Below are 20,683 nucleotides of genomic sequence, written 5' to 3'. Positions count from 1 at the left end.
AGATTTTCCTGCTGAGACAAATTATTCACATCAGCAGGACGGCAAGCTAAATTTAAGTATTTAGCACAAAGAAAAAGGAGTTTCATTCGTGCCCAACGAAGCAAAGCCATCCAATCACAGGCGACCAATCATTGCGGTGACAATGGGGGATCCCTGCGGAATCGGTCCGGAAATAATCTGCAAGGCTTTATCGGATCTTTCCGTCAGAGAACAAGCAAAAATCGTTGTTATTGGGGACGAGAAAGCTCTTAAAGTGATTGCAAAAAAACTTAACATGCTCTTTAGATTTGAAATCTTCTCCAATGTAGAAAAGGCGATTTCCAATGCTAGTGGTGATTTAATTCCAGTTATCAACCCTTTTCCACTTTCTTCTGAAGACATAATCCCAGCTCAACCAACCATAAATACAGCTCACGCCGTTGTAAAATACATAGAAGAAGCAGTAAAAATGGCTATGGAAGGAACCGTTGATGCCATTTGCACTGCTCCTATAAACAAAGCCAGTTTGAAAACCTGCGGATTTTCCTTCCCTGGACATACAGAATTCATCAAACACCTGACAGGATCAGACAAGGCAGTTATGATGCTTGCGGGAACGCAACTTAGAGTATCTCTCGTAACCATTCACGAGCCTTTAAAAAGTGTAAGCGAACTTCTAACAGTGGATAAGATATGTGAAACTATCAGAGTAACTGCCTGGTCTCTGGAAAATTATTTTGGTTTGAAACCTCCCCGCATAGCCGTTTGTGGTCTAAATCCTCACGCAGGTGAATCAGGGATTTTCGGGGATGAAGAACAAAAAGTTATCGTCCCGGCGGTCGAATCTTTTCGGTCAAACAAAGAATGGGAAATATCCGGTCCATACCCTCCTGACACGGTTTTCTACAAGGCAGTTCAGGGGCATTTTGACGCCGTGGTAGCCATGTATCACGATCAAGGCTTGATTCCTTTGAAGTTACTTCATTTTGATGATGCCGTAAATATTACTCTCGGTTTACCCATAATCCGCACATCGGTTGATCATGGAACGGCTTACGACATAGCCGGCAAAGGCATAGCAAGCCCCAACAGCCTTAAAGCCGCCATTTGTCTGGCTTCATATATGGCAACATCGAAAAAGAAACTCTATGAAGCTTTCCCGTAAGACAATTATCATTCATAACGCCAGAACGAATAATCTAAAAATTGATCATCTCGAAATTCCTATTAATGCAGTAACCCTTTTAACAGGGGTTAGCGGATCAGGTAAATCGTCCCTCGTCTTTGAAACTATATTTGCTAGATCTTTTCTGACATATTCCCAGTTATTAAGCAAAGTCACAGGATCGGATATTGCACCAATCAGGATCCCCCAGGTAGAAATCGTGAGCAACCTACCAGTGACAGTGGCCTTAAAACAAAAGATACCGTCAAATATTCTTAAAACATCTATCGGAGAATTCACAGGGATTAACGACGTATTGGCAAATCTATTCGTCACTATGGGAACGATCTACTGTCCGAAATGCAAAGAACCTGTTGCAGCCTGGGATCCAGTTACTATAGCAAATGAAATAATTCATCGTTATGCTCAAGGAACCAGATTTTACATTACCGCCCCCATGCGTCCAATATCTCACTCCAAAATTCCATCGACGATTAAACAACTTCTTCGAGAAGGTTTTGTAAGGTTCATCCTGGATGGTAAAGTCATCACTGCCGACTCTCTAGAAGAAATCGGATGGAGAAAAGAACACGAATTTTCCGTGGTTGTTGATAGGTTTATTGTGGATGAGGAAGCTCGCAGTCGGCTTGTGGATTCTTGCGCCACAGCTCTTAGGTTGAGTGAGTGCGACAGAGTTGTTTTCGTCTCGCCCGACGGAGAACAAATTTCTTTTTCCAGCAAGCCAATCTGTTCCTGTTGTGGTCAACTCTTCCCTTCTCTTTCAACCCATATTTTTAATATCGGTCATCCCTTCGGTCAGTGCAGTAACTGTGGAGCCACAGGTTGTGAAGTTTGCCACGGCACAAAGCGAAATCCTCTTGTGTTCCAAGTGTTGCTTCACGATCACTCATTTCCGGAATTGCTTTCTCTTCCTATATCCGCAGTAAAAGACTGGATGGAAAAATTCGATCTCAGCCTAAAAGATGGACTATTAAATCCTTATCTTGAGTGGTTAAAGTCTGCTCATGAGTTCCACCTCGACTACCTTTCGCTTGAAAGACATCTTTTTACTCTATCCGCCGGAGAACTCCAGAAGCTTCGTCTCATCGAATTTTGGAAGAACCCACCCGTAGGGGTTCTGACCATCTTCGATGAACCTTTGAAATTTCTTGATACCAGCGAGCGAGTTCAATTCAAGCAAAAGATCGAAACGTTAATAGAAATGGGGCAAACTGTAATAATCGTCGATCATCACCCGGAAGCTCTTGAAATGGCAAATTTTGTTGTGGAACTTGGTCCTGGAGCGGGAACAGAAGGCGGGCAAGTAATCTGGAGCGGATCAGTGAAAGATTACCCCAAGGGACGCATAAGTTTATCGGACACCCACCAAACGATTCACATGTCAAAACGGTCTGCTCTTAAAAGATCTAAAAAAATAACGCTGGTCGGTGTTACGGTTCACAATCTAAATAATGTCTCAGCATCTTTTCCTATAGGGCTTTTAACTTACGTTACTGGACCTGTGGGGTCTGGCAAAACTTCCCTTGTCTTTGACGGTCTTGTGCCGGCTATCAGATCTGAGTTTTTGAAAAAACCCATCAAGGTCAAAACCTATAAAGAACTTCGTTCACCTCAATTTATTGATTCTGTGATACCTGTAAAAGAAAAAATGGCTATAGTGATGCCGACTGAACGATCTACTGTGGCAACCTTTCTTAATATTTTTACTCCGATTCGCCAATTCTTTGCCCAACTGAAGGAAGCCAAACAGAAGGGTTTAAAGCCTTCCCACTTTTCTTGGAACACCCCCGATGGAGCTTGTTTTCGCTGTGGTGGCAAAGGATTTGTTTCTAATAGCAGTTCCAATTATTTGAGGCTTTCCGTGCCCTGCCCTTCCTGCAACGGCAGAAGATACCGGGATGAAGTATTGCTTGTAAAATACAAAGGATATTCTATTGCCGATGTGCTGGATATGAATCTTGGAAACGTTTCAAGACTTTTCCACTTTATCCCTGGAATCCAGGCTGTTCTGGAGATGGCAATATCAACAAGGCTTTCTCATATAACCATGGGACAGCCTCTAATTAGTTTATCTGGCGGGGAACTCTATAAAATATGGATGATAAGACAGGTTGTTTTTTCTCAATCACCCGGCAAACACCAGGTTATTTGCTTCGATCAACCCACAGCAGGTTTGCATCTGATAGACATAGGAAATCTTATAGATTTCTGGAAACGCCTCTTATCGTCTGGAAACACCATTATTGTTTGTGACTCTCACGATTCAGTTAAAAACGTTAGTGACTGGACTATAGTTATGGGACCCGGCAATGGCCCCCATGGAGGTAATATAATTTACGAAGGTCCTTCATCAGAAATTAGCTGACAGATGATATGCAATCGCATCTAACTTTATAGTGAAATCTATATTCTCGACATAACAACAATCCGGGACTTGAATCTGAACAGGGGCGAAATTAAGGATCCCATTGACCCCCGCAAGAACAAGCTGATTTGCTACACTTTGAGCGGCACTTGCGGGAGTTGCAATAATACCTACAGAAACGTTCCTTTCTTTTACAATCTCTTCGAGTTCGTCTATGTGGTTTACAATAAGCCCGTTAGGTAAACGCTTTCCAACCTTATTAGGATCAACGTCGAAAGCTGCGACAAAAATATAACCATGTTTTACGAAATTTGCGTATCTTATAAGGGCGGAACCAAGATTTCCGATCCCCACCATGGCAAGGTTCCAGGTGCGGTTTAGACCTAAGATTTCCCTAATTTGGTGAACGAGGTCCACCACTCGGTATCCGACCCCGCGAACGCCGAATTCACCGAAGTAAGCAAGATCTTTTCTTATCTGGGCAGGGTTCACACCGCAGTATTTAGCAAGTTTTTCGGATGGGATAACTTCCACATCCTCACCCACAAGTTCCTGAAGAACCCTGAGATAAACCGAAAGTCTGTTAATAGTTGCAAGGGGTATTTTTGTGAACTTCATGGCGCCCTTTTATTTACAGATTGAAGAAATGAAGGGAGAACCCAAACCTCCCTTCATTTCGATGTCTAACTAATATGAAAATAAACTTTTCAACGGGAAACTCTACTACTTAGCCAATCCTATAAATCCCTGGATTAGCTTGCTTACAGGGTTTGCGTAAATAAGAATGAGAGCGATAACGAGAGCGTAGATCGTCAAAGATTCGATCATCGCCAGACCGATGAGCATGGTCACGGTGATCTTACCAGACGTTTCAGGGTTTCTAGCGATGCCTTCTACTGAACCTCTAACAGCAATACCCTGACCTATTCCGCACCCGAGGGCTGCGAAGGTAATAGCAAGCCCTGCAGCGATGGCTGAGTATGAGAAGAAACCAAGTCCTGCTGCAACTGTGCTTGCATCCCCAGCTTTTCCCGGTTCAGCGGCAAAAGCGAGAGCGGTCAAACCAAGGGAGAACAACAAAGTCATCAAACCAGTTCTACGCATAGCAACTCCTCCTCCGAACGTAAATTTTTTTATTGTTAAACCATCAAAACACACCGGCCTTCCTCTCAAGTCTCAAAGCTTAATGATGGGCTTCTTCCATAGCTCCAGCAAAATACATCATAGAAAGAACACAGAATATAAATGCCTGAATAAATCCTGTAAAGAGTCCCAATACCATCATTGGAAGCGGAGCAAGATAAAGTCCTGCAAGAAGGAAGAGAATACCAAGCACCAGTTCTTCACCAAAGATATTTCCGAAAAGACGGATGGAAAGGCTGAGAATTCTTGACAGATGGCTTATAATTTCGATCGGAAAAATAAGTGGTATCAACCACGGAACCGGACCAAGAAAGTGTTTAATATATTTTATGCCATGATATTTAACGCCTAAAACGTGAGTAAAAACAACAACTATAAGAGCGCAGGCAAGAGTTGTGTTCAAATTAGCCGTAGGAGCGTAAAATCCAGGGATCATGCCCATATAATTGCTACAAAGGATGAAAATCCCCAGCGAAGCAATAAGAGGAAAGAGAAATCGACCTTCTTCGCCAACAATACCAATCATAAAGTCCTCGATACCAACCAGCACCGTTTCGAAGAAGTTTTGACCTTTCTCAGGCACTACTTCTAGCTTTTTAGAAACCATCCAGGCTATAGCGATCAGAATCCCCATTATGAGCCACCCGTAAATAACATGGGGAAGAAGAAGCTTCTGAAGAAGCGTATGCGCTTCATCAGCGCTTAAGACTACTGGTATACCTAACTTCTGAAGCAAAAGCGGCAAAAAAAGAACCGGATGTTCCATCGTTCTATCCCTCTCTTTTTAAGACCATTTTGATAAATATTTCACCCGCAACCACAATAAAACTAAGTCCAAAAACCAAAAGCCCAGCCGAAAGAGCTAAAGGCTGAACTAGTCCTAAATCTATTATCAACCATATAATAGCAACAAGCACAAGAAACCTAACATAATACTTCAAAAACACTGCAAATTTATTCCTCGGTGGAACAGCTCCGCCAAAAATCCTCTTTAGTTGCCATTCCAAGACTTCGAGATTAAGAGCCATCAAAAGCCATCCAACAAAAACACCAATTCCTGTTTTCCACGAAACTGCACACCCAATCAGTATAGCTATTGCCCCTAGCAGACCGTTAACGATCTTTATCTTTTCAACAATTAGATTTAGCTCTCTATCAACTACTACCAAGATCTCGCTTCTCCTCTTCCTCTTTTTGCTGACGCTTAGCGAATCTATAATAATTCCTGTAGCCAGCTACTATCCCAAAAACCATAAAGATCATCGTAAGCCAGGGCCAGGTTCCTAATTTACCGTCAAGCCAAAAACCGATGCCCAGCCCAATGAATATCGCAAAAGCTATAGAAAGCCCAACTGTTGATGCATTTGCAACTTGCTTGATGTATTGTCTAGTTTTTTTTTTCATGATTCCTATCTCGTGTAAACCTTCACAACGCCATCTAACACATAGTAACTCATTTAGTCAATCTTTTTTTGTTACCGCTTCCTCATGTTCTGAACACTTACAAGAGCTTCTCCTGCCGCTTTAATTGTTAAATCAAGGTCTTCTACCGTGTGAGCATTGCTCACAAAAAATGCTTCAAATTGAGACGGAGCAAGATAAATGCCTCGATTCAGCATCTCCCTAAAAAAAACCCCATAAGCTTCCGTATCGCACTCCTTAGCGTCATCGAAGTTTTTCACAGGCTTATCTATGAAAAAACCACAACCCATGGAAGCAACTCTCTGAATGGTTACCGCAACACCTAGCTTATCTGACACTTCTCTTAACCCACGCTCGAGATATTCGGACTTCTTTTCTAAGTCGTCGTAAATGCTATTCTGTTCTAAAATTCTCAAAGTAGCCAGCCCTGCAGCCATAGCGAGAGGATTTCCGGAAAGAGTCCCAGCCTGATAGACTGGACCATCAGGGGCTACATATCTCATAATATCAGACGATGCTCCGTAAGCTCCAACGGGAAGCCCTCCTCCAATGATCTTACCAAGGCAGGTAATATCAGGTTTTATCCCGTAGTATTCCTGAGCTCCTCCAGGGGCGAGCCTAAACCCTGTAATAACCTCATCAAAAATCAGAAGAGATCCATGTCTTTCGCAAAGATTTTTAAGACCAGCAAGGAACCCTTCTTCTGGCGGAACAACTCCCATGTTTCCCGCCACTGGTTCAACAATAACTGCGGCTATGTTCTTCCCGTCACTGTCCATTACCATTTCGACGGCTTTCAAATCGTTGTATGGAAGAATAATCGTCTGAGAAACTACTTCTTCCGGAACTCCCGCACTACCAGGCACTCCAAAGGTTGCAACCCCGGACCCAGATTTCGCTAATAAGGCATCGCTATGACCATGATAACATCCGTCGAACTTTATAATCTTTTTCCGACCAGTGACTCCTCTAGCAAGCCTTATAGCGCTCATAACAGCTTCTGTCCCAGAATTTACGAACCTAACCACTTCAATGGATGGAACCATTTTCACCACTTGTTCTGCCATTTCCACTTCAAGACGGCAGGGAATCCCGTAAGAAGTGCCCTTTTCAGCCGCTTCCTGAATAGCCTTAACCACTTCTGGATGGCTGTGTCCAAGGATTAGGGGTCCCCAGGAACATACGTAATCTATATATCTATTGCCGTCTTCATCCCAAATAAATGATCCATGAGCTTTTTTAATGAAGATTGGATGAGTTCCCACAGCTCGAGCTGACCTCACGGGACTATTAACTCCCCCAGGAAGCACCTTCTTTGCCCTTTCATACAAACTACTAGACAACTCCCTAGACGCCATCACTCGCTCCTCCTCTCTTCTCCAAGAACCGCAATGTCAAATTCCTCATGATGCAAGGAAGCATCAGGTTGAAGGTATATCCTTGCATGCAAACTCTCTTCCACATATTCAAAGGATGATCTCTCATCGTCATAGAAAAGCCCCACCACATCCGGATGAGCCCTTACAACCACGGATTTTCCAAAAAGCTCGTTCCTGTCCCTTTCTATCGCCCGCAGAATTTCGTAACAAATCGATTGCTTCGACCTGATTAACCCTGTGCCTTCACAATAAGGACAAGCTTCATGTAGAAGTCGTCCAATGCTTTCTCGCGTTCTCTTTCGAGTCATCTGCACAAGTCCAAATTCCGACATGGGCAGGACTTTGGTTTTGCTTCGGTCTCGCTTCAGAGCATCCAGCAGAGCCTGAAAAACTCTCTCCCGATCTGAAGGCTTTTCCATGTCAATAAAATCGATAATTATAATGCCACCAATGTTTCTAAGTCTAAGCTGACAGGCAATTTCTTGAACCGCCTCCAGGTTTGTTTTGAGAATCGTCTCATCCAGATTCCTCTTACCCACATACCTTCCTGTATTAACATCTATGGTGGTAAGAGCCTCTGTGGATTCTATTACAATATACCCTCCGGATTTGAGCCAGACCTTTTTTTCAAGAGCTCTTTGAATTTCCATTTCAATACCGTAAAAGTCGAAAATAGGCTGGCTACCACGATAAAGCTCCACCTGAGTTGTGAGGCCGGGAGCAAAGGTTTCCAGAAAGTTAACAATTTTCTCATATTCCTTCTCGGAATCCACAATGAGCCTTTCCACCTCTTTAGCGAAGAGGTCTCTAGCTGCCCTAAGAGTAATGTCCAGTTCTCTATAAATAAGCGAAGGAACAGGTGCTTTCGATGCCTTTTCTTTAATATTTTCCCAAACCTTCAGGAGAAAATCCATCTCGGCAACAAGCTTTCGCTCATCCGTTCCATCAGCGGCTGTCCTTACAATAAAGCCTATATTGGATGGCTTGATGGAATTCATGAGTTCTCTCAGTCGTTCCCGTTCAACTTCGTCCTCAATCCGCCTCGATACGCCCACATGGCGAGCAAGCGGCATAAGGACCAGCTTCCTTCCTGGTATCGTAATATTAGTAGTAACCCGGGCTCCTTTTGTGCCGAGTGGTTCCTTGGCTATTTGAACCAGAATTTCCTGTCCTTCTCGAAGCAAATCTTCTATAGGTGATGACTCCAGAAAGGAAGTTTGTAAATCGTTGGGCTGTTTATCGTTATCGCCCGTTCCGTTTTCACACTGCAGAAATTCTTCAAGAGCTATGTCTTCGTGATTAAAAATCACGTCCCCTACATGAAGGAATGCCGCCCTCTCCAAACCAATATCAACGAAGGCCGACTGCATACCTGGAAGCACTCTTACAACTCTTCCTTTATATATATTACCGGTAATACCTTTATCAGATGGCCTCTCAAAATAAAACTCAACCACATGCCCGTTCTCCAATAGAGCAACTCGAGTTTCATAAGGAGCTGCATTTATTACAAGTTCTCCAGACACCTTATATCATCCCCCTAAATGTTGATCCTCTCTTTTGATCAAAATTAAGCTCTCTGAACAGAAAGCTTCACGATCCTTAAAGTCTTGATTTTTTCATCCGTTATTCCCGCTGCGCCACATAAGTCCTTTGGTCTTATCAAAAAGCGATTATTTTCTATGATTCCTAAAATAATGCTATTAGCATCAAGATATTCGAAATTTTTCCAGTGTAAGCCCAGATCGATTTGAAGCGTTTTGCCTTTTCTCTCAACAGGCACTATACACCCTTCCCTTTTTTCCCACAACTGTCTTAGTTGCTGACAATCAGAACTTTCCAGTCCTTCTATGCGATAGATTACTGTGCGCCTATCATTCTTATCACCGTGCCCCTTTCCTGTTGAAACATCGATTGCTCTGATATTCACACCTTCCGGTAATTCCTTATTCCAGCGCTCTTTAATATCCTCAGGCGGAAGATTTTCAACAAGTCCTATCCATCCCTCTTCACATATGCTTTCCATGCCTACGGGTAGTGCCTGTTCAAAAGAAAGGCGAGGGTGAGGATGAAAACCCTTTGAGAAAGCAACAGGAAGACCGGCTCTCCGAATACTTCTCGCCATAAGTCTCTGAAAGTCGGTCTGTCCTATATAACGAGCAGGTCCCGTCTTTTCATAAACAAAATGATACCAAAAAATAGTTTCCTGCGATGTTTGTTTAGAGGGGTTTTCTGTCTGCCGTGCTTGATCAAAAAGATTGGTTCCTTGGGATTTTGCAAGATAAGGAGCGACCTCCCCTTCGCAAACTCCACATAAACTGCATTGCCCAGATCTGCAGTCCGGCGTATATTTCAGAGAAAAAGCCCTTTCTCTTTCTCTAAGTAGAAAATCTTTAGAAACTCTACAGGAAAGATGATCCCAAGGAAGGATTTCTTCCGGCAAAATCTCTCTGTGAGCAAAAAAATCAGGATCGATGCCTTCTTCTTGAGCCGCTTTATGCCATAGATCGTTTCTAAAAAGCTCTGTCCAGCCATCCATGCGAGCACCAGTTGCCCACGCTCTCCATATAACTTTACCAAGGCGTCTATCACCTCGAGCCAGCACAGCTTCCCAGAAGCTTTGTCGCGGATCGTGCCATTTGAGCTCTACTCCCTTCAAACGACGCAGTTTCTCCTTCAGAAAAGCCAGCTTCTTTTCAACTTCCTCCTGCGGTATCTGCCCGTTCCACTGAAATGGCGTATGAGGTTTTGGCACAAAAGTAGAAACTCCCACATGGAGTCCTGCCCGGAAGGGCTTAGCTTTATCCCACAAAGCTTTAACAAGATCCACTATACCGATTAAGTCCTGATCGGTTTCTCCGGGAAGACCTATCATGAAATACAGCTTTAAGAGTCGCCAACCGAGAGAAAAGGCTTGTTGAGCCGTTTCCAGAAGGATTTCCGTATCAATGGCTTTATTGATGGCTTTTCTAAGACTTTCAGTGCCAGCTTCGGGAGCCAGAGTAAAGCCGGTTCTTCGAACGCTTTTGATCGCTTCCATCATTTCGGGAGTTAAAGTGCCAACCCGAAGCGACGGCAAAGATACAGCAACACGGTTGGGATGAAGTTTTGAAATAAGGGTTCGTATAAGATCTTCAATGCAGGAATGATCGCCAGCGCTGAGAGATAAGAGCGAAACTTCCTCATAACCAGTGCGTTTTAAGGTTTCTTCCACATGGGTAATAATGGTTTCTGGGTTCCGCTCTCTTACCGGTCTGTAGATAAAACCAGCCTGACAGAACCGACATCCTCGACTACACCCTCTAGCAATTTCTACATTCAGCCTGTCATGGATTATCTCCACGGCAGGAACAAGATCACAGACAGGAAAAGGCGAAGACTTATCAAGTAAAGCGAGAACTCTTTTTCGAACGCAGGAGTAATCGTCAAAAACTTTTCTCACATTTCCTATGAGACCATCATTACGGAATTCGAAAGAAAAGAAAGACGGCACATAAACACCGGGCACATGACGGATCTCTTCCAGGAATTCGCGCCTTTTCTTGCGGGTTTTCTTCCATGAGCGAACCATATCGGTAATTTCCAGCACTACTTCTTCGCCTTCTCCAAGCACTACGAAATCGAAGAAGTCAGCCATTGGCTCCACATTGAAAACGCAGGGACCACCGGCTACTACCCAGGGATGTTCTTCTGTTCTATCTCGAGCCCAAAGAGGGATGCCTCCAAGATCAAGAAGCGTCAAAACGTTGGAATAACCCAGTTCGTATTGAAGACTTATTCCTACAATATCAAAGGCGTGAAGGGGTTTTCCAGTCTCGACTCCCGTCAGTGGAATTCCAGCACTACGGAGCTTTTCCTCCATATCAGGCCACGGGGCATAAACTCTATCAGCCAGAACCCCATCGGCTTTATTAAGAATCTGATATAAAAGCCTCAGCCCTACATGACTCAATCCCACATCATAAACATCCGGAAAAGCCAAAACCCATCTTACATCCGCGCTGTGCCACGGTTTTCTAAAAGCGTTCCATTCAAAACCCAGATAACGCCCTGGTTTAGTCACTTCCAAAAGATTAACGGAAATGTTTTTCTCCACTATTGTGATGCCTCCAAATTTCTATTCTTCCGGTGTATTGAAAACAGCTTCTACGACTGCCTCCGAAGCGATTTTTATCTCTTGCTCTGTAGTAAATCTTCCAAGCGAGAGGCGTATTGTTCCCATGGCAATTCTGGCGGGAACACCCATAGCTTCAAGAACGTGAGAAATCTTAACATCGTGAGAATGACAGGCAGCACCTGCTGAAGCAGCTACTTTATTAAGGTTTTTCAAAATTCCATCAGCTTTTCTCCCGGGAAAGGCAATACTCAGAGTATTGGGGAGACGGAAAGCCCCATCTCCGTTAACAACAGCGTCGGGAACTTTCTCAATGATTCTCTGAGCAAGTTCATCTCTGAGCCGTTCAAGTCTTGCCATTTCATCATGGAGTTCTTCCTCTGCGATAGCAGAAGCTTTTCCAAGTCCCACAATGAAGGGCACATTTTCTGTGCCGGGTCGCACTCCTCGCTCCTGTCCTGCTCCAAAGATAAACTTTCCTAAAGGCGTTCCAAGACGTCGGTATAGTGCTCCAATCCCTTTTGGAGCATAGAGCTTGTGTCCTGCAATGCTTAAAAAATCAACTCCCAGTTCATCCACAAGAGTCGGGATCTTACCAAGGCTTTGAGCAGCATCAGTGTGAAAGAGTATTCCTCTTTCTCTAGCAATCTGGCTAATCTCGGCAATAGGCTGGATGGTGCCAACTTCATTGTTGGCGTGCATAACAGAGATAAGGATTGTATCTTTACGGACTGCCTTGCGAATATCGTCTGGGTCAACCACTCCACGTTTATCTACAGGAACAAAGGAAACATCAAAGCCACGCCCCATAATTTCAAGACACGGTTCGATTATAGCAGGATGTTCTATACGTGTTGTTACAATGTGACGTCCTTTATCGCCAAGAGCCTGAACCACACCAAAAAGGACCATATTATTAGATTCTGTGCCACCACTTGTAAAAAAGACCTCTTCAGGATGACATCCCAGAAGACTTGCTAGCTGGGCTCTAGCTTCTTCCAAAGCGGTTTTAGTTTCCTGCCCGTAGTAGTGAGCGCTGGAAGGATTGCCGAACTTATCTCTTAAGTATGGAAGCATCGCTTCCAGCACTCGCTCATCTACTGGGGTTGTGGCATTATAATCTAGATAAATAGGTTTTTCCATCACGGTTGTCCTCCAACATTCATAACCTATCAATTCAATAGTATTTCGAAGCTCAAGTAGATCACATAACTACTTTTACTTCAACCGGTTAAAAGCCCTTTTTGAATTAATAAGGGTAATCATATAGGATTATCCCTATAATCCTTTTCCGAATATTCTCACTATTACCTGAAAAAATATTCTAGAAAGAAACAGAGCAACTTGACTTAACCCCCGCCTGTGTTATCTACTTAGGCGCATTTTTAGACTTGGCATTTAGCTAAAGAAGGATAAAAAAGAATTCCTCGGCTATAGGGATTTAAAAATTCAAAATGCCAAGGAATTTTATCACACTTAGGCAAACTACAAAGTGAAGGATGAGGAGAAAATGGACTATAAGGAGACATTGAATCTTCCTAAGACCGACTTCCCCATGAAGGCAAATCTTCCCAAAAAGGAGCCTGAAATTCTTAAAAAGTGGGAAGATGGAAAGCTTTATGAGAGGCTACGTCAAATCTCCAAAGGACGTCCTCGATACATTTTGCATGATGGTCCTCCTTACGCTAATGGCCACATACATCTCGGCACAGCGCTAAACAAGATTCTTAAAGACATGATCGTAAAGACCAAGCAGATGAGCGGTTACGATGCCGTGTATGTGCCGGGATGGGATTGCCACGGGCTTCCCATAGAACACCAGGCAGATAAAGAACTCGGTGAAAAGAAAAAAACCATGTCCCATGGAGACATAAGACGTTACTGTAGAAGCTACGCCGAGCGGTTCATAGATATACAGCGAAATGAATTTAAGCGCCTTGGTGTTCTTGGTGATTGGGATAATCCTTATCTAACCATGTCTTATGAATACGAAGCTATTATTGCCCGGGAATTAGGAAGATTCTTTGAAAATGGAAGTGTAATCCGATCAAAGAAGCCAATTTACTGGTGTCCTCATTGCCAAACGGCACTGGCTGAAGCGGAAGTTGAATACGAAGATCATGAATCGCCATCAATTTACGTTAAGTTCCCTCTGAAACCTGAGTTTGCCAGAGAAATAACCGCAGGAGAAGATGGTCCTGTAAGTTTAATAATCTGGACCACAACACCCTGGACCATTCCAGCAAACCTTGCCATCGCCCTTCACCCTGATTTTGCCTATGTGGCGGTCAAACCTGAAGATAGAACTGAGGTGTGGATTATCGCTGAAGGCCTTCTCGAGCGGTGTATGGAAGAATTCGGTATTAAGAACTATAGCATCGCAAAAAAATTATCGGCTATGGATCTAGAAGGTAAAGTTTGCTTGCATCCTTTCATTAATAGAGAGTCCAGGATTGTTCTAGGCTCTCACGTAACTCTCGACGCAGGAACAGGGTGTGTGCATACAGCTCCCGGTCACGGTCGTGAAGACTATGATATGGGAATCAAATACGGGCTAGAAATTTACTCTCCTGTAGATGATAAGGGATGTTTTACCAGTGATGTGCCATTTTTCGCAGGACAATTTGTATTTAACGCCAATCCCAACGTAGTTGCAAAATTGCGAGAAGTTCAAGCGCTCATTAAAGACGGCAAAATAACCCACAGTTACCCTCACTGCTGGCGATGTAAGCAACCGGTCATTTTCCGATCCACTCCCCAGTGGTTCATTTCCATGGAAAAGACCGGGCTCCGCAAAAAATCTCTAGAATGGATCAACAAAGTCCAATGGATTCCGTCCTGGGGTAAAGATCGCATTTATAACATGATACAAAATCGGCCTGATTGGTGTATTTCCCGCCAGCGCGCATGGGGAGTACCAATAACTGTGCTGACCTGTGCAGACTGCGGTGAACTAATTGCAAGTAAAGAGATCTTTGATCGAGTGGTTGAGATCTTCGAAAAAGAAGGCGCTGACAGTTGGTTTGACAGACCGGTAGAAGATTTCCTACCCGAAGGATTTAGCTGCCCCGCTTGTAAGGGGAGACGATTTCTGAAAGAAACAGACATCCTGGATGTATGGTTCGATTCAGGCTCATCATTTGCGGCGGTCCTTGAGCAGCGCAGTGATTTAGAATTTCCGGCAGACCTCTATCTCGAAGGAAGTGATCAGCATCGAGGTTGGTTTCATTCAAGTCTTCTTGTTGCCGTAGGAACCAGGAATCAGGCACCATACAAAGCAGTTCTCACGCACGGATTCGTTGTTGACGGTAGCGGATACAAGATGTCAAAATCCCTGGGAAATGTAATCTATCCTCAGGAGGTGATCGACAAATACGGAGCGGAAATTCTCAGACTCTGGGTTGCTGCAGAAGATTATCGCGATGATATTAGAATCTCCCCCAACATTCTGGAAAGACTAAGTGAGGCTTATCGAAAAATCCGTAACACCTGCCGCTATCTCCTGGGCAATCTGTATGATTTTGATCCAGATCGAGATCGCATCCCTTATGAACAAATGGAAGAAATTGATCGTTTTGCTCTTCATCAACTCCAGAAAGTCATCAAGCGGAGTCGGGATGCTTTTGAACGTTTTGAATTTTTCAAGGTATATCATTTGCTCTTTAACTATTGCACTGTTGACCTGAGTGCTCTCTACCTGGACATCCTTAAAGACAGACTCTATACATCACATCCTACAAGTCGAGAAAGACGTTCTGCTCAGACAGTCATCCACAAAATTCTTACGTCGCTGCTCAAACTAATGTCCCCTATTCTTTCATTCACAGCCGAAGAAGCCTGGAGCTATGTGCCCGGTAGAAAAGAGAGAGATAGGTCTATCTTTGAAGAATCTTTGCCGGAAGTGAACAAGGATTTCATTGACGAAGATCTGGCTACTAGATGGGAGCGCATCCTTGCAATAAGGAGCAATGTTTCTGTAGCGCTTGAGCGAGCACGAAAGGAAAAACATATTGGGCATTCCCTGGAAGCAAAAGTTATTCTTCAGCTTCCTGAAGACATCGAAAAAGCTTTTGAAAAAGACGCGGAACTTTTCAAAACCGTTTTTATTGTTTCCCAGGTAAAATACGGAAATCCAGCTAGCGAGGGAATCATTGTATTAGAAAGTGATGAAATACAAGGACTTGTGGTAGGTGTTGCTAGAGCCGATGGAGCAAAGTGCGAACGTTGCTGGATCTGGGATAAAAGCGTTGGAACTTACAGCGACCATCCCGCTTTATGCACTCGATGTCGTAATGTGATCATTCAGATGTCGGATGTATCATAACGATATTGAGTCGGGGCGAAAGGAATTTTTCGCCCCACCGGAATTTAGTATCCGCAGATAAAGAGCAGAACTGCAATAAATGACTCGTTGGAAGGTAATAAGTAATTATGGTAAATCTAGAAAAATGGAAGCGGTTTTTACCTTTTTGGATTACGGGAATGCTGATCTTTTTAATCGATCAGTTAACAAAACACCTTATTGTTGCAGTTCTACCTTTACACGATAAGCTTGAAATACTGCCCGGCTTTTTAAATTTGGTCCATGTAAGAAACACGGGAGTTGCTTTTAGCCTTTTTGCCCAGCTTCGAGAATCAAGTCTGATATTTGGTGTAATTGCTTTATGCGCTGTTGTGATTCTTCACATTATCGTTGTCCGTATGGAACAAGCATCGCTGGGGGAGATTATTCCGCTTGGATTAATTCTCGGTGGAGCAATAGGAAACCTTTTTGACCGCATACGCACAGGTGCTGTCATTGACTTTATAGACCTTTATATTGGAAACTACCACTGGCCAGCCTTTAACGTGGCCGATTCCGCCATCACCATCGGAGCCATCCTGCTTGGCATGAGAATCCTCTGTTCTAATTCCACCAGCAGTAAGTCAAAAACATCCATAAATCAGTAAAATTATTCCTTCTCACCAGGTTCAGTGGCTTTTCTCAACTTAACAACTACATCTTCATCCTTGAATGCTCGAGCGGTTTTGTCCCACACTTTCTGCCGTATGATTATACGATCCTGAAAAATAGCGGTAATTACTCCGTCTTGATTTCCTATTGGAGTTCCAACGCTCACTATATAGCCTTTACCTGTGGGATCCTCAATAACCGCTTTACGTTCGTTGGCTGTCCATAACACGCCTTTGAAGCCGCGTTCGATTTCCCCAAACTCCATTTTTTGTAAAGGAGTAAGAAGAACAGGTGGGGGAGGCGCTCCCTCTGCGACTTCGGTCGGGGAAGCTTTTTGTTGTGGAGGCTGAACAAAGGGAACAAAAGGGTTTCCTATGCCTGCAGTGAGACTATAGCGAAATTCCTGATTCATAAGCATATTAAGAGCTTGAAGTCGCATTTTGTGTTTTTCTTTCAATTCTTTTTCACCAGGAGCATCTTGCGGTGTAGATAGCTGTGATGAGTTAGACTGAGTCTCCATCTGCTGTGTAGTACCTTCTTTAGATTCTGTTGCTTGCTGAGTCTGAGGAGCAGCTGTATTGGTTTCCTTGGTTTGGGGGTCTTCGGCTAAAGCCGATCCAACCCAAATGAATACCCCGGCTATTAAACATACCATTAATTTGCATCTGACCATTACTTCACTCCTCGTTCTTTCAAAAATTCCCTTGTTTTTTCCACCAGCCGATGGACATCCCCGAGACATCAACGCTTTTGAGGATGAATATCATGACACTTACATCCTCCTGCTTTTTTAGATGCCATAATCTGTTCCAAGATTTTAGACTGCCCCTGATTAATCAACACATCATTTATTATGTCTTTAACCTTATGATTAAAGCAAAAACAAATCGTTTTTTCTTGATCATCGACGTTCATCCCGCTCTCACCCTCCGTGAGATCTTTTTTCCTCAGGCTCAATTTCATAAGCGATGTATGGCTTGATATCGAGAATTGGTGTTCCATCTAGCATATCAAAGCGCTTTGCTCTAATAACATTGCCATTAACGCTTATAACATCCAAAACAGAGAGTCCAATGGGATTTGGCCGTATGGGCGAACATATGCTGAACACCCCCAGCCATTCGCCTCTATGAGGAGGTTTCTGTTTGAGGTGTTGAGCGGGATCAAAGGGGGACGATTTATGAAAGTGAAACAAAACAACTATACGATCCCCTGGTTTGATGTCTTCAAGTCCCTTTGTGTAGATAGGATCTATAACTAACTCCCCTTCCACTTCAGAAACCGTCCAGTGTCTTGGCACTTTATCCACAGCAACTTTTGCATAACCTATGGGTTTCAAACTGATCACTTTGCTCATCCTTTTTTAAATATTCTTATTTTATTATACCGAGATCAAGCCCAACCTACGCCTATCATACTTTCCCTTTGTGACCTTTTCGCACCATTCGAGATTATCCAGATACCACATAACGGTCTTCCTGATCCCGGATTCAAAAGATTCTTCAGGACGCCAGCCAAGAACCCTTTCAATTTTCGATGTATCAAGCCCATATCGCCGGTCGTGTCCAGGACGGTCTGGCACAAAAGTTATAAGATCACGATATGATTTCAGTGAAGGGGATTTTTTCCTGATAAAAGCGTATTTCTCCATAGACAAAACATCTTCTAGGAGATCGCATATCATGGTAACCACTTCAATATTGGTTTTTTCAGTTTGTCCTCCGATGTTATAGGTTTCCCCGACCACTCCCCTTTCTAGCACTAGACACAGTGCCTTGCAGTGATCTTCAACATAAAGCCAGTCGCGGACATGAAGTCCATCTCCGTAAACGGGAAGAGGTTTTCCCTCGATAGCATTCAGAATCATAAGCGGAATAAGTTTTTCTGGATATTGGTAAGGGCCGTAGTTGTTGGAACAATTGGTAGTCAAAGTCGGTAAGCCGTAAGTTTTGTGGTATGCTCTAACAAAATGGTCTGAAGCTGCTTTTGATGCAGCGTAGGGACTGTTAGGCTCGTAAGGACTGTCTTCCGTAAAAAGCCCGGTTGGGCCTAGAGAACCGTAAACCTCATCTGTAGAAACATGAAGAAACCGAAATTTCTTTTTGCGATCATCGTCAAGCTTCATCCAGTAAAACCGCACTGTGTCAATCAATCTGAAAGTTCCAACCACGTTGGTTTGAACAAAATCCTCGGGACCTTCAATAGAACGATCCACATGGGATTCCGCCGCAAAGTTAACAACTTTGGTTATATTGTAAGTGTCAAGAAGATACCTTACGAGTTCTCTATTACCTATATCGCCTTCCACAAATACGTGCATAGGATCGTCTTTTAGATCTTCGAGAGATTCTAAGTGGCCTGCATAGGTTAACCTGTCTAGGTTGACAACCGTTACATCGGGATAATGCTTTCTCACAAAATGAACAAAATTCGAACCTATAAATCCAGCACCACCGGTAACGAGCCAGGATTCTTTCATATTCTACAACTCCTCATAATTAAGCATTTTAATATTTTCGCTGAATAGACGTTTCCTGAGCTTTTCGCAGATAAGTCTATCGGTCGGAAAAGCCATAGGTTCGGGGAGATTTTCGAGCGAGAAAAAACCTGCAGCTTGAGCGTCCGAACCAGCTTTCAATACACCTCCTTCTACCTGTCCCCAGAACCATATTCCTACTGTAAGATGGTCTGGATCATGGAAATTCGAATGGACATCAAAGACGGGCCCCAGCCTAACGTGGAGACCTGTTTCTTCCAAAAATTCACGTTTAGCTGCATCTCGCAAATCTTCACCCCATTCCACATGACCACAGGGTATGCACCACATTCCTTCATAGGAGCCGCGACGTTTAACAAGAAGAATTTTATTTTCTTTGATCACAATGACGGCCACTCCTACAGTTGGATTTCTGTAAAACACCTCTCCACAGGAAACACAAACAAACCTGCTCCCGGCATTTATATTACGCTCGCCATCCCCTCCATCAATATTTGCTCCACATTTAGGACAGTAACGCCACTTCGTCCAATTCATTTTTGAGTTGCCCTTATCGTTACACCAGTTGTTTTTTACCAATTTTAGCAAAATACTCTGGTATTGCACGAATATCCTGATGGCGATCTATACTAGCCACAAGTATAGCTTCTTCCGTATCCACAACCAGGGTTCGAGACAAGCCAAGGACAACAATAGAGCGAGAAGTAGTGGAATAGACAAAATTTTCTGTAGCATCGAAGAAGAAAGCTTCTCCATCGGAAATGTTTCCATCTTTTGGGGTCCTTTTGGAACTTTTGAGTTCGTAAAGGCTAAACCATGATCCTACATCGCTCCACCCACAGGAAGAAGGCACAACAAAGACTGGAACTTTGGCTTTTTCCATGACTGCGTAATCGAATGATATATTTGGAGCAGATTGATATAGCGAAACGAGAGAGGAATCAAAATCGGCTGTTCCTATAGTGGTTTTGAACCTTTCAAGGCTTTGGTAGAACTCAGGCAAAGCATGGGAAAGTTCCCCCAGAAAAACCGATGGTTTTGCTATGAAAATTCCCGCATTCCATAGATACCGTCCTGAAGCAAGGTATCGTTCAGCCGTGGCAATATCCGGTTTTTCCTTAAAAGATCTGACCGGAAGAGGTTTTCCTGTTTCTAAAGAATCTTCAGTAGCAACTTCTATGTAACCATAGCCGGTTTCTGGTCTCGTAGGAATAATTCCGAGAGTCACAATGCAGTCGGTTTTATCAGCAAAATTTATAGCAGCATTAAGGTCATTACGAAAGACATCGGGTAAAGCTACGTAATGATCGGAAGGAAGAACCGCCATAGCACCATTAAAGCCCTTAGCTTGAACCAACACCGCAGAAAGCCCGATGCAAGGGGCTGTGTTTTTTCCCATTGGTTCAACAACCACATTTACGTCCGTGCCAGAAAAAAGTTTTCTGGTTATATCAGCGTGCTGAGCACCCACTACAACGAAGATTTCCAGATCGCTTTGAGTTAAGGGCTTTATTCGAGAATAGGTTTGAACCACCATAGGATCTCTGCCGGTGATGGAAAGAAACTGTTTTGGATAGCTTTTACGACTTACAGGCCAGAATCTAGTTCCAGAACCTCCTGCCATAATAACAAAGCTCATGAGCA

General features: G+C 43.5%; 19 protein-coding genes. 4 read left to right on the top strand and 15 right to left on the bottom strand.

All coding sequences use genetic code 11. The features are described from left to right. Positions 1-88: 88 nt before the first annotated feature. Both pdxA and WHS38_04455 read left to right on the top strand, forming a co-directional pair. Complete coding sequence (pdxA, locus tag WHS38_04460; protein ID MEJ5300223.1) at positions 89-1,144, top strand: 4-hydroxythreonine-4-phosphate dehydrogenase PdxA; 1,056 nt, start codon at positions 89-91, stop codon at positions 1,142-1,144. Next, a complete protein-coding gene (locus WHS38_04455; protein MEJ5300222.1) occupies positions 1,128-3,530 on the top strand; it encodes a hypothetical protein in 2,403 nt (800 codons plus the stop codon). The genes pdxA and WHS38_04455 overlap by 17 nt, the downstream gene beginning before the upstream one ends. Here WHS38_04455 and WHS38_04450 read toward each other — a convergent pair. The 9 genes from WHS38_04450 to WHS38_04410 all read right to left on the bottom strand — a co-directional run bounded on the left by WHS38_04450 (position 3,516) and on the right by WHS38_04410 (position 12,731). After that, positions 3,516-4,148 (bottom strand): redox-sensing transcriptional repressor Rex, encoded by a 633-nt coding sequence (locus tag WHS38_04450; GenBank protein ID MEJ5300221.1) that lies wholly within the window; start codon positions 4,146-4,148, stop codon positions 3,516-3,518. The genes WHS38_04455 and WHS38_04450 overlap by 15 nt on opposite strands. Positions 4,149-4,253: 105 nt before the next feature. After that, positions 4,254-4,634 (bottom strand): ATP synthase F0 subunit C, encoded by a 381-nt coding sequence (gene atpE, locus WHS38_04445; GenBank protein ID MEJ5300220.1) that lies wholly within the window; start codon positions 4,632-4,634, stop codon positions 4,254-4,256. 79 nt (positions 4,635-4,713) lie between these two features. Next, positions 4,714-5,439 (bottom strand): F0F1 ATP synthase subunit A, encoded by a 726-nt coding sequence (atpB, locus tag WHS38_04440; GenBank protein MEJ5300219.1) that lies wholly within the window; start codon positions 5,437-5,439, stop codon positions 4,714-4,716. 4 nt (positions 5,440-5,443) lie between these two features. Then, the gene (locus WHS38_04435; GenBank protein ID MEJ5300218.1) at positions 5,444-5,842 is read right to left on the bottom strand and encodes an ATP synthase subunit I; all 399 of its coding nucleotides are present in this window, start codon (positions 5,840-5,842) and stop codon (positions 5,444-5,446) included. Next, positions 5,829-6,077: an AtpZ/AtpI family protein gene (locus WHS38_04430; GenBank protein ID MEJ5300217.1), complete on the bottom strand. Its 249-nt coding sequence runs from the start codon at positions 6,075-6,077 to the stop codon at positions 5,829-5,831. Before WHS38_04430 ends, WHS38_04435 begins: the two co-directional genes overlap by 14 nt. A 71-nt stretch (positions 6,078-6,148) precedes the next feature. Beyond that, entirely contained in the window at positions 6,149-7,453 is a 1,305-nt protein-coding gene (gene hemL / locus WHS38_04425) for a glutamate-1-semialdehyde 2,1-aminomutase (protein ID MEJ5300216.1), read from the bottom strand. Next, positions 7,453-9,000, bottom strand: a complete 1,548-nt coding sequence (locus WHS38_04420; protein MEJ5300215.1) for an Rne/Rng family ribonuclease — start codon at positions 8,998-9,000, stop codon at positions 7,453-7,455. The genes hemL and WHS38_04420 overlap by 1 nt, the downstream gene beginning before the upstream one ends. Before the next feature lie 44 nt (positions 9,001-9,044). Then, positions 9,045-11,570 (bottom strand): TIGR03960 family B12-binding radical SAM protein, encoded by a 2,526-nt coding sequence (locus tag WHS38_04415; GenBank protein ID MEJ5300214.1) that lies wholly within the window; start codon positions 11,568-11,570, stop codon positions 9,045-9,047. 21 nt (positions 11,571-11,591) lie between these two features. Further along, positions 11,592-12,731, bottom strand: a complete 1,140-nt coding sequence (locus WHS38_04410) for a cysteine desulfurase family protein (GenBank protein ID MEJ5300213.1) — start codon at positions 12,729-12,731, stop codon at positions 11,592-11,594. A 367-nt stretch (positions 12,732-13,098) separates the two neighbouring features. On the opposite strand from WHS38_04410, the gene ileS reads away from it, so the two are divergent. Continuing rightward, entirely contained in the window at positions 13,099-15,912 is a 2,814-nt protein-coding gene (ileS, locus tag WHS38_04405; GenBank protein MEJ5300212.1) for an isoleucine--tRNA ligase, read from the top strand. Between the two features lie 107 nt (positions 15,913-16,019). Then, on the top strand, positions 16,020-16,538 hold the full coding sequence (gene lspA, locus WHS38_04400; protein ID MEJ5300211.1) for a signal peptidase II: 519 nt from the start codon (positions 16,020-16,022) through the stop codon (positions 16,536-16,538). 2 nt (positions 16,539-16,540) lie between these two features. Here lspA and WHS38_04395 read toward each other — a convergent pair whose 3' ends face one another. The 6 genes from WHS38_04395 to WHS38_04370 all read right to left on the bottom strand — a co-directional run bounded on the left by WHS38_04395 (position 16,541) and on the right by WHS38_04370 (position 20,678). Then, positions 16,541-17,215 carry a pilus assembly protein PilP gene (locus WHS38_04395; protein MEJ5300210.1) on the bottom strand — a complete coding sequence of 225 codons (675 nt, stop codon included), beginning with the start codon at positions 17,213-17,215 and terminating at the stop codon, positions 16,541-16,543. 68 nt (positions 17,216-17,283) lie between these two features. After that, positions 17,284-17,457 carry a hypothetical protein gene (locus WHS38_04390; protein ID MEJ5300209.1) on the bottom strand — a complete coding sequence of 58 codons (174 nt, stop codon included), beginning with the start codon at positions 17,455-17,457 and terminating at the stop codon, positions 17,284-17,286. Positions 17,458-17,464: 7 nt separating this feature from the next. Next, the gene (locus WHS38_04385) at positions 17,465-17,890 is read right to left on the bottom strand and encodes an SAM-dependent methyltransferase (protein MEJ5300208.1); all 426 of its coding nucleotides are present in this window, start codon (positions 17,888-17,890) and stop codon (positions 17,465-17,467) included. A gap of 33 nt (positions 17,891-17,923) precedes the next feature. Continuing rightward, on the bottom strand, positions 17,924-19,021 hold the full coding sequence (gene rfbB, locus WHS38_04380) for a dTDP-glucose 4,6-dehydratase (GenBank protein MEJ5300207.1): 1,098 nt from the start codon (positions 19,019-19,021) through the stop codon (positions 17,924-17,926). Positions 19,022-19,024: 3 nt separating this feature from the next. Then, the gene (locus WHS38_04375) at positions 19,025-19,576 is read right to left on the bottom strand and encodes an NUDIX hydrolase (protein ID MEJ5300206.1); all 552 of its coding nucleotides are present in this window, start codon (positions 19,574-19,576) and stop codon (positions 19,025-19,027) included. A 19-nt stretch (positions 19,577-19,595) separates the two neighbouring features. Continuing rightward, positions 19,596-20,678 (bottom strand): mannose-1-phosphate guanylyltransferase, encoded by a 1,083-nt coding sequence (locus WHS38_04370; protein ID MEJ5300205.1) that lies wholly within the window; start codon positions 20,676-20,678, stop codon positions 19,596-19,598. Positions 20,679-20,683 lie beyond the last annotated feature (5 nt).

Source organism: Thermodesulforhabdaceae bacterium (assembly GCA_037482015.1).
Taxonomy (GTDB): Bacteria; Desulfobacterota; Syntrophobacteria; order Syntrophobacterales; family Thermodesulforhabdaceae; genus JAOACS01.
The sequence above is the reverse complement of the archived record's forward strand: the minus strand, read 5'-3'. Positions and strand labels throughout refer to the sequence as shown.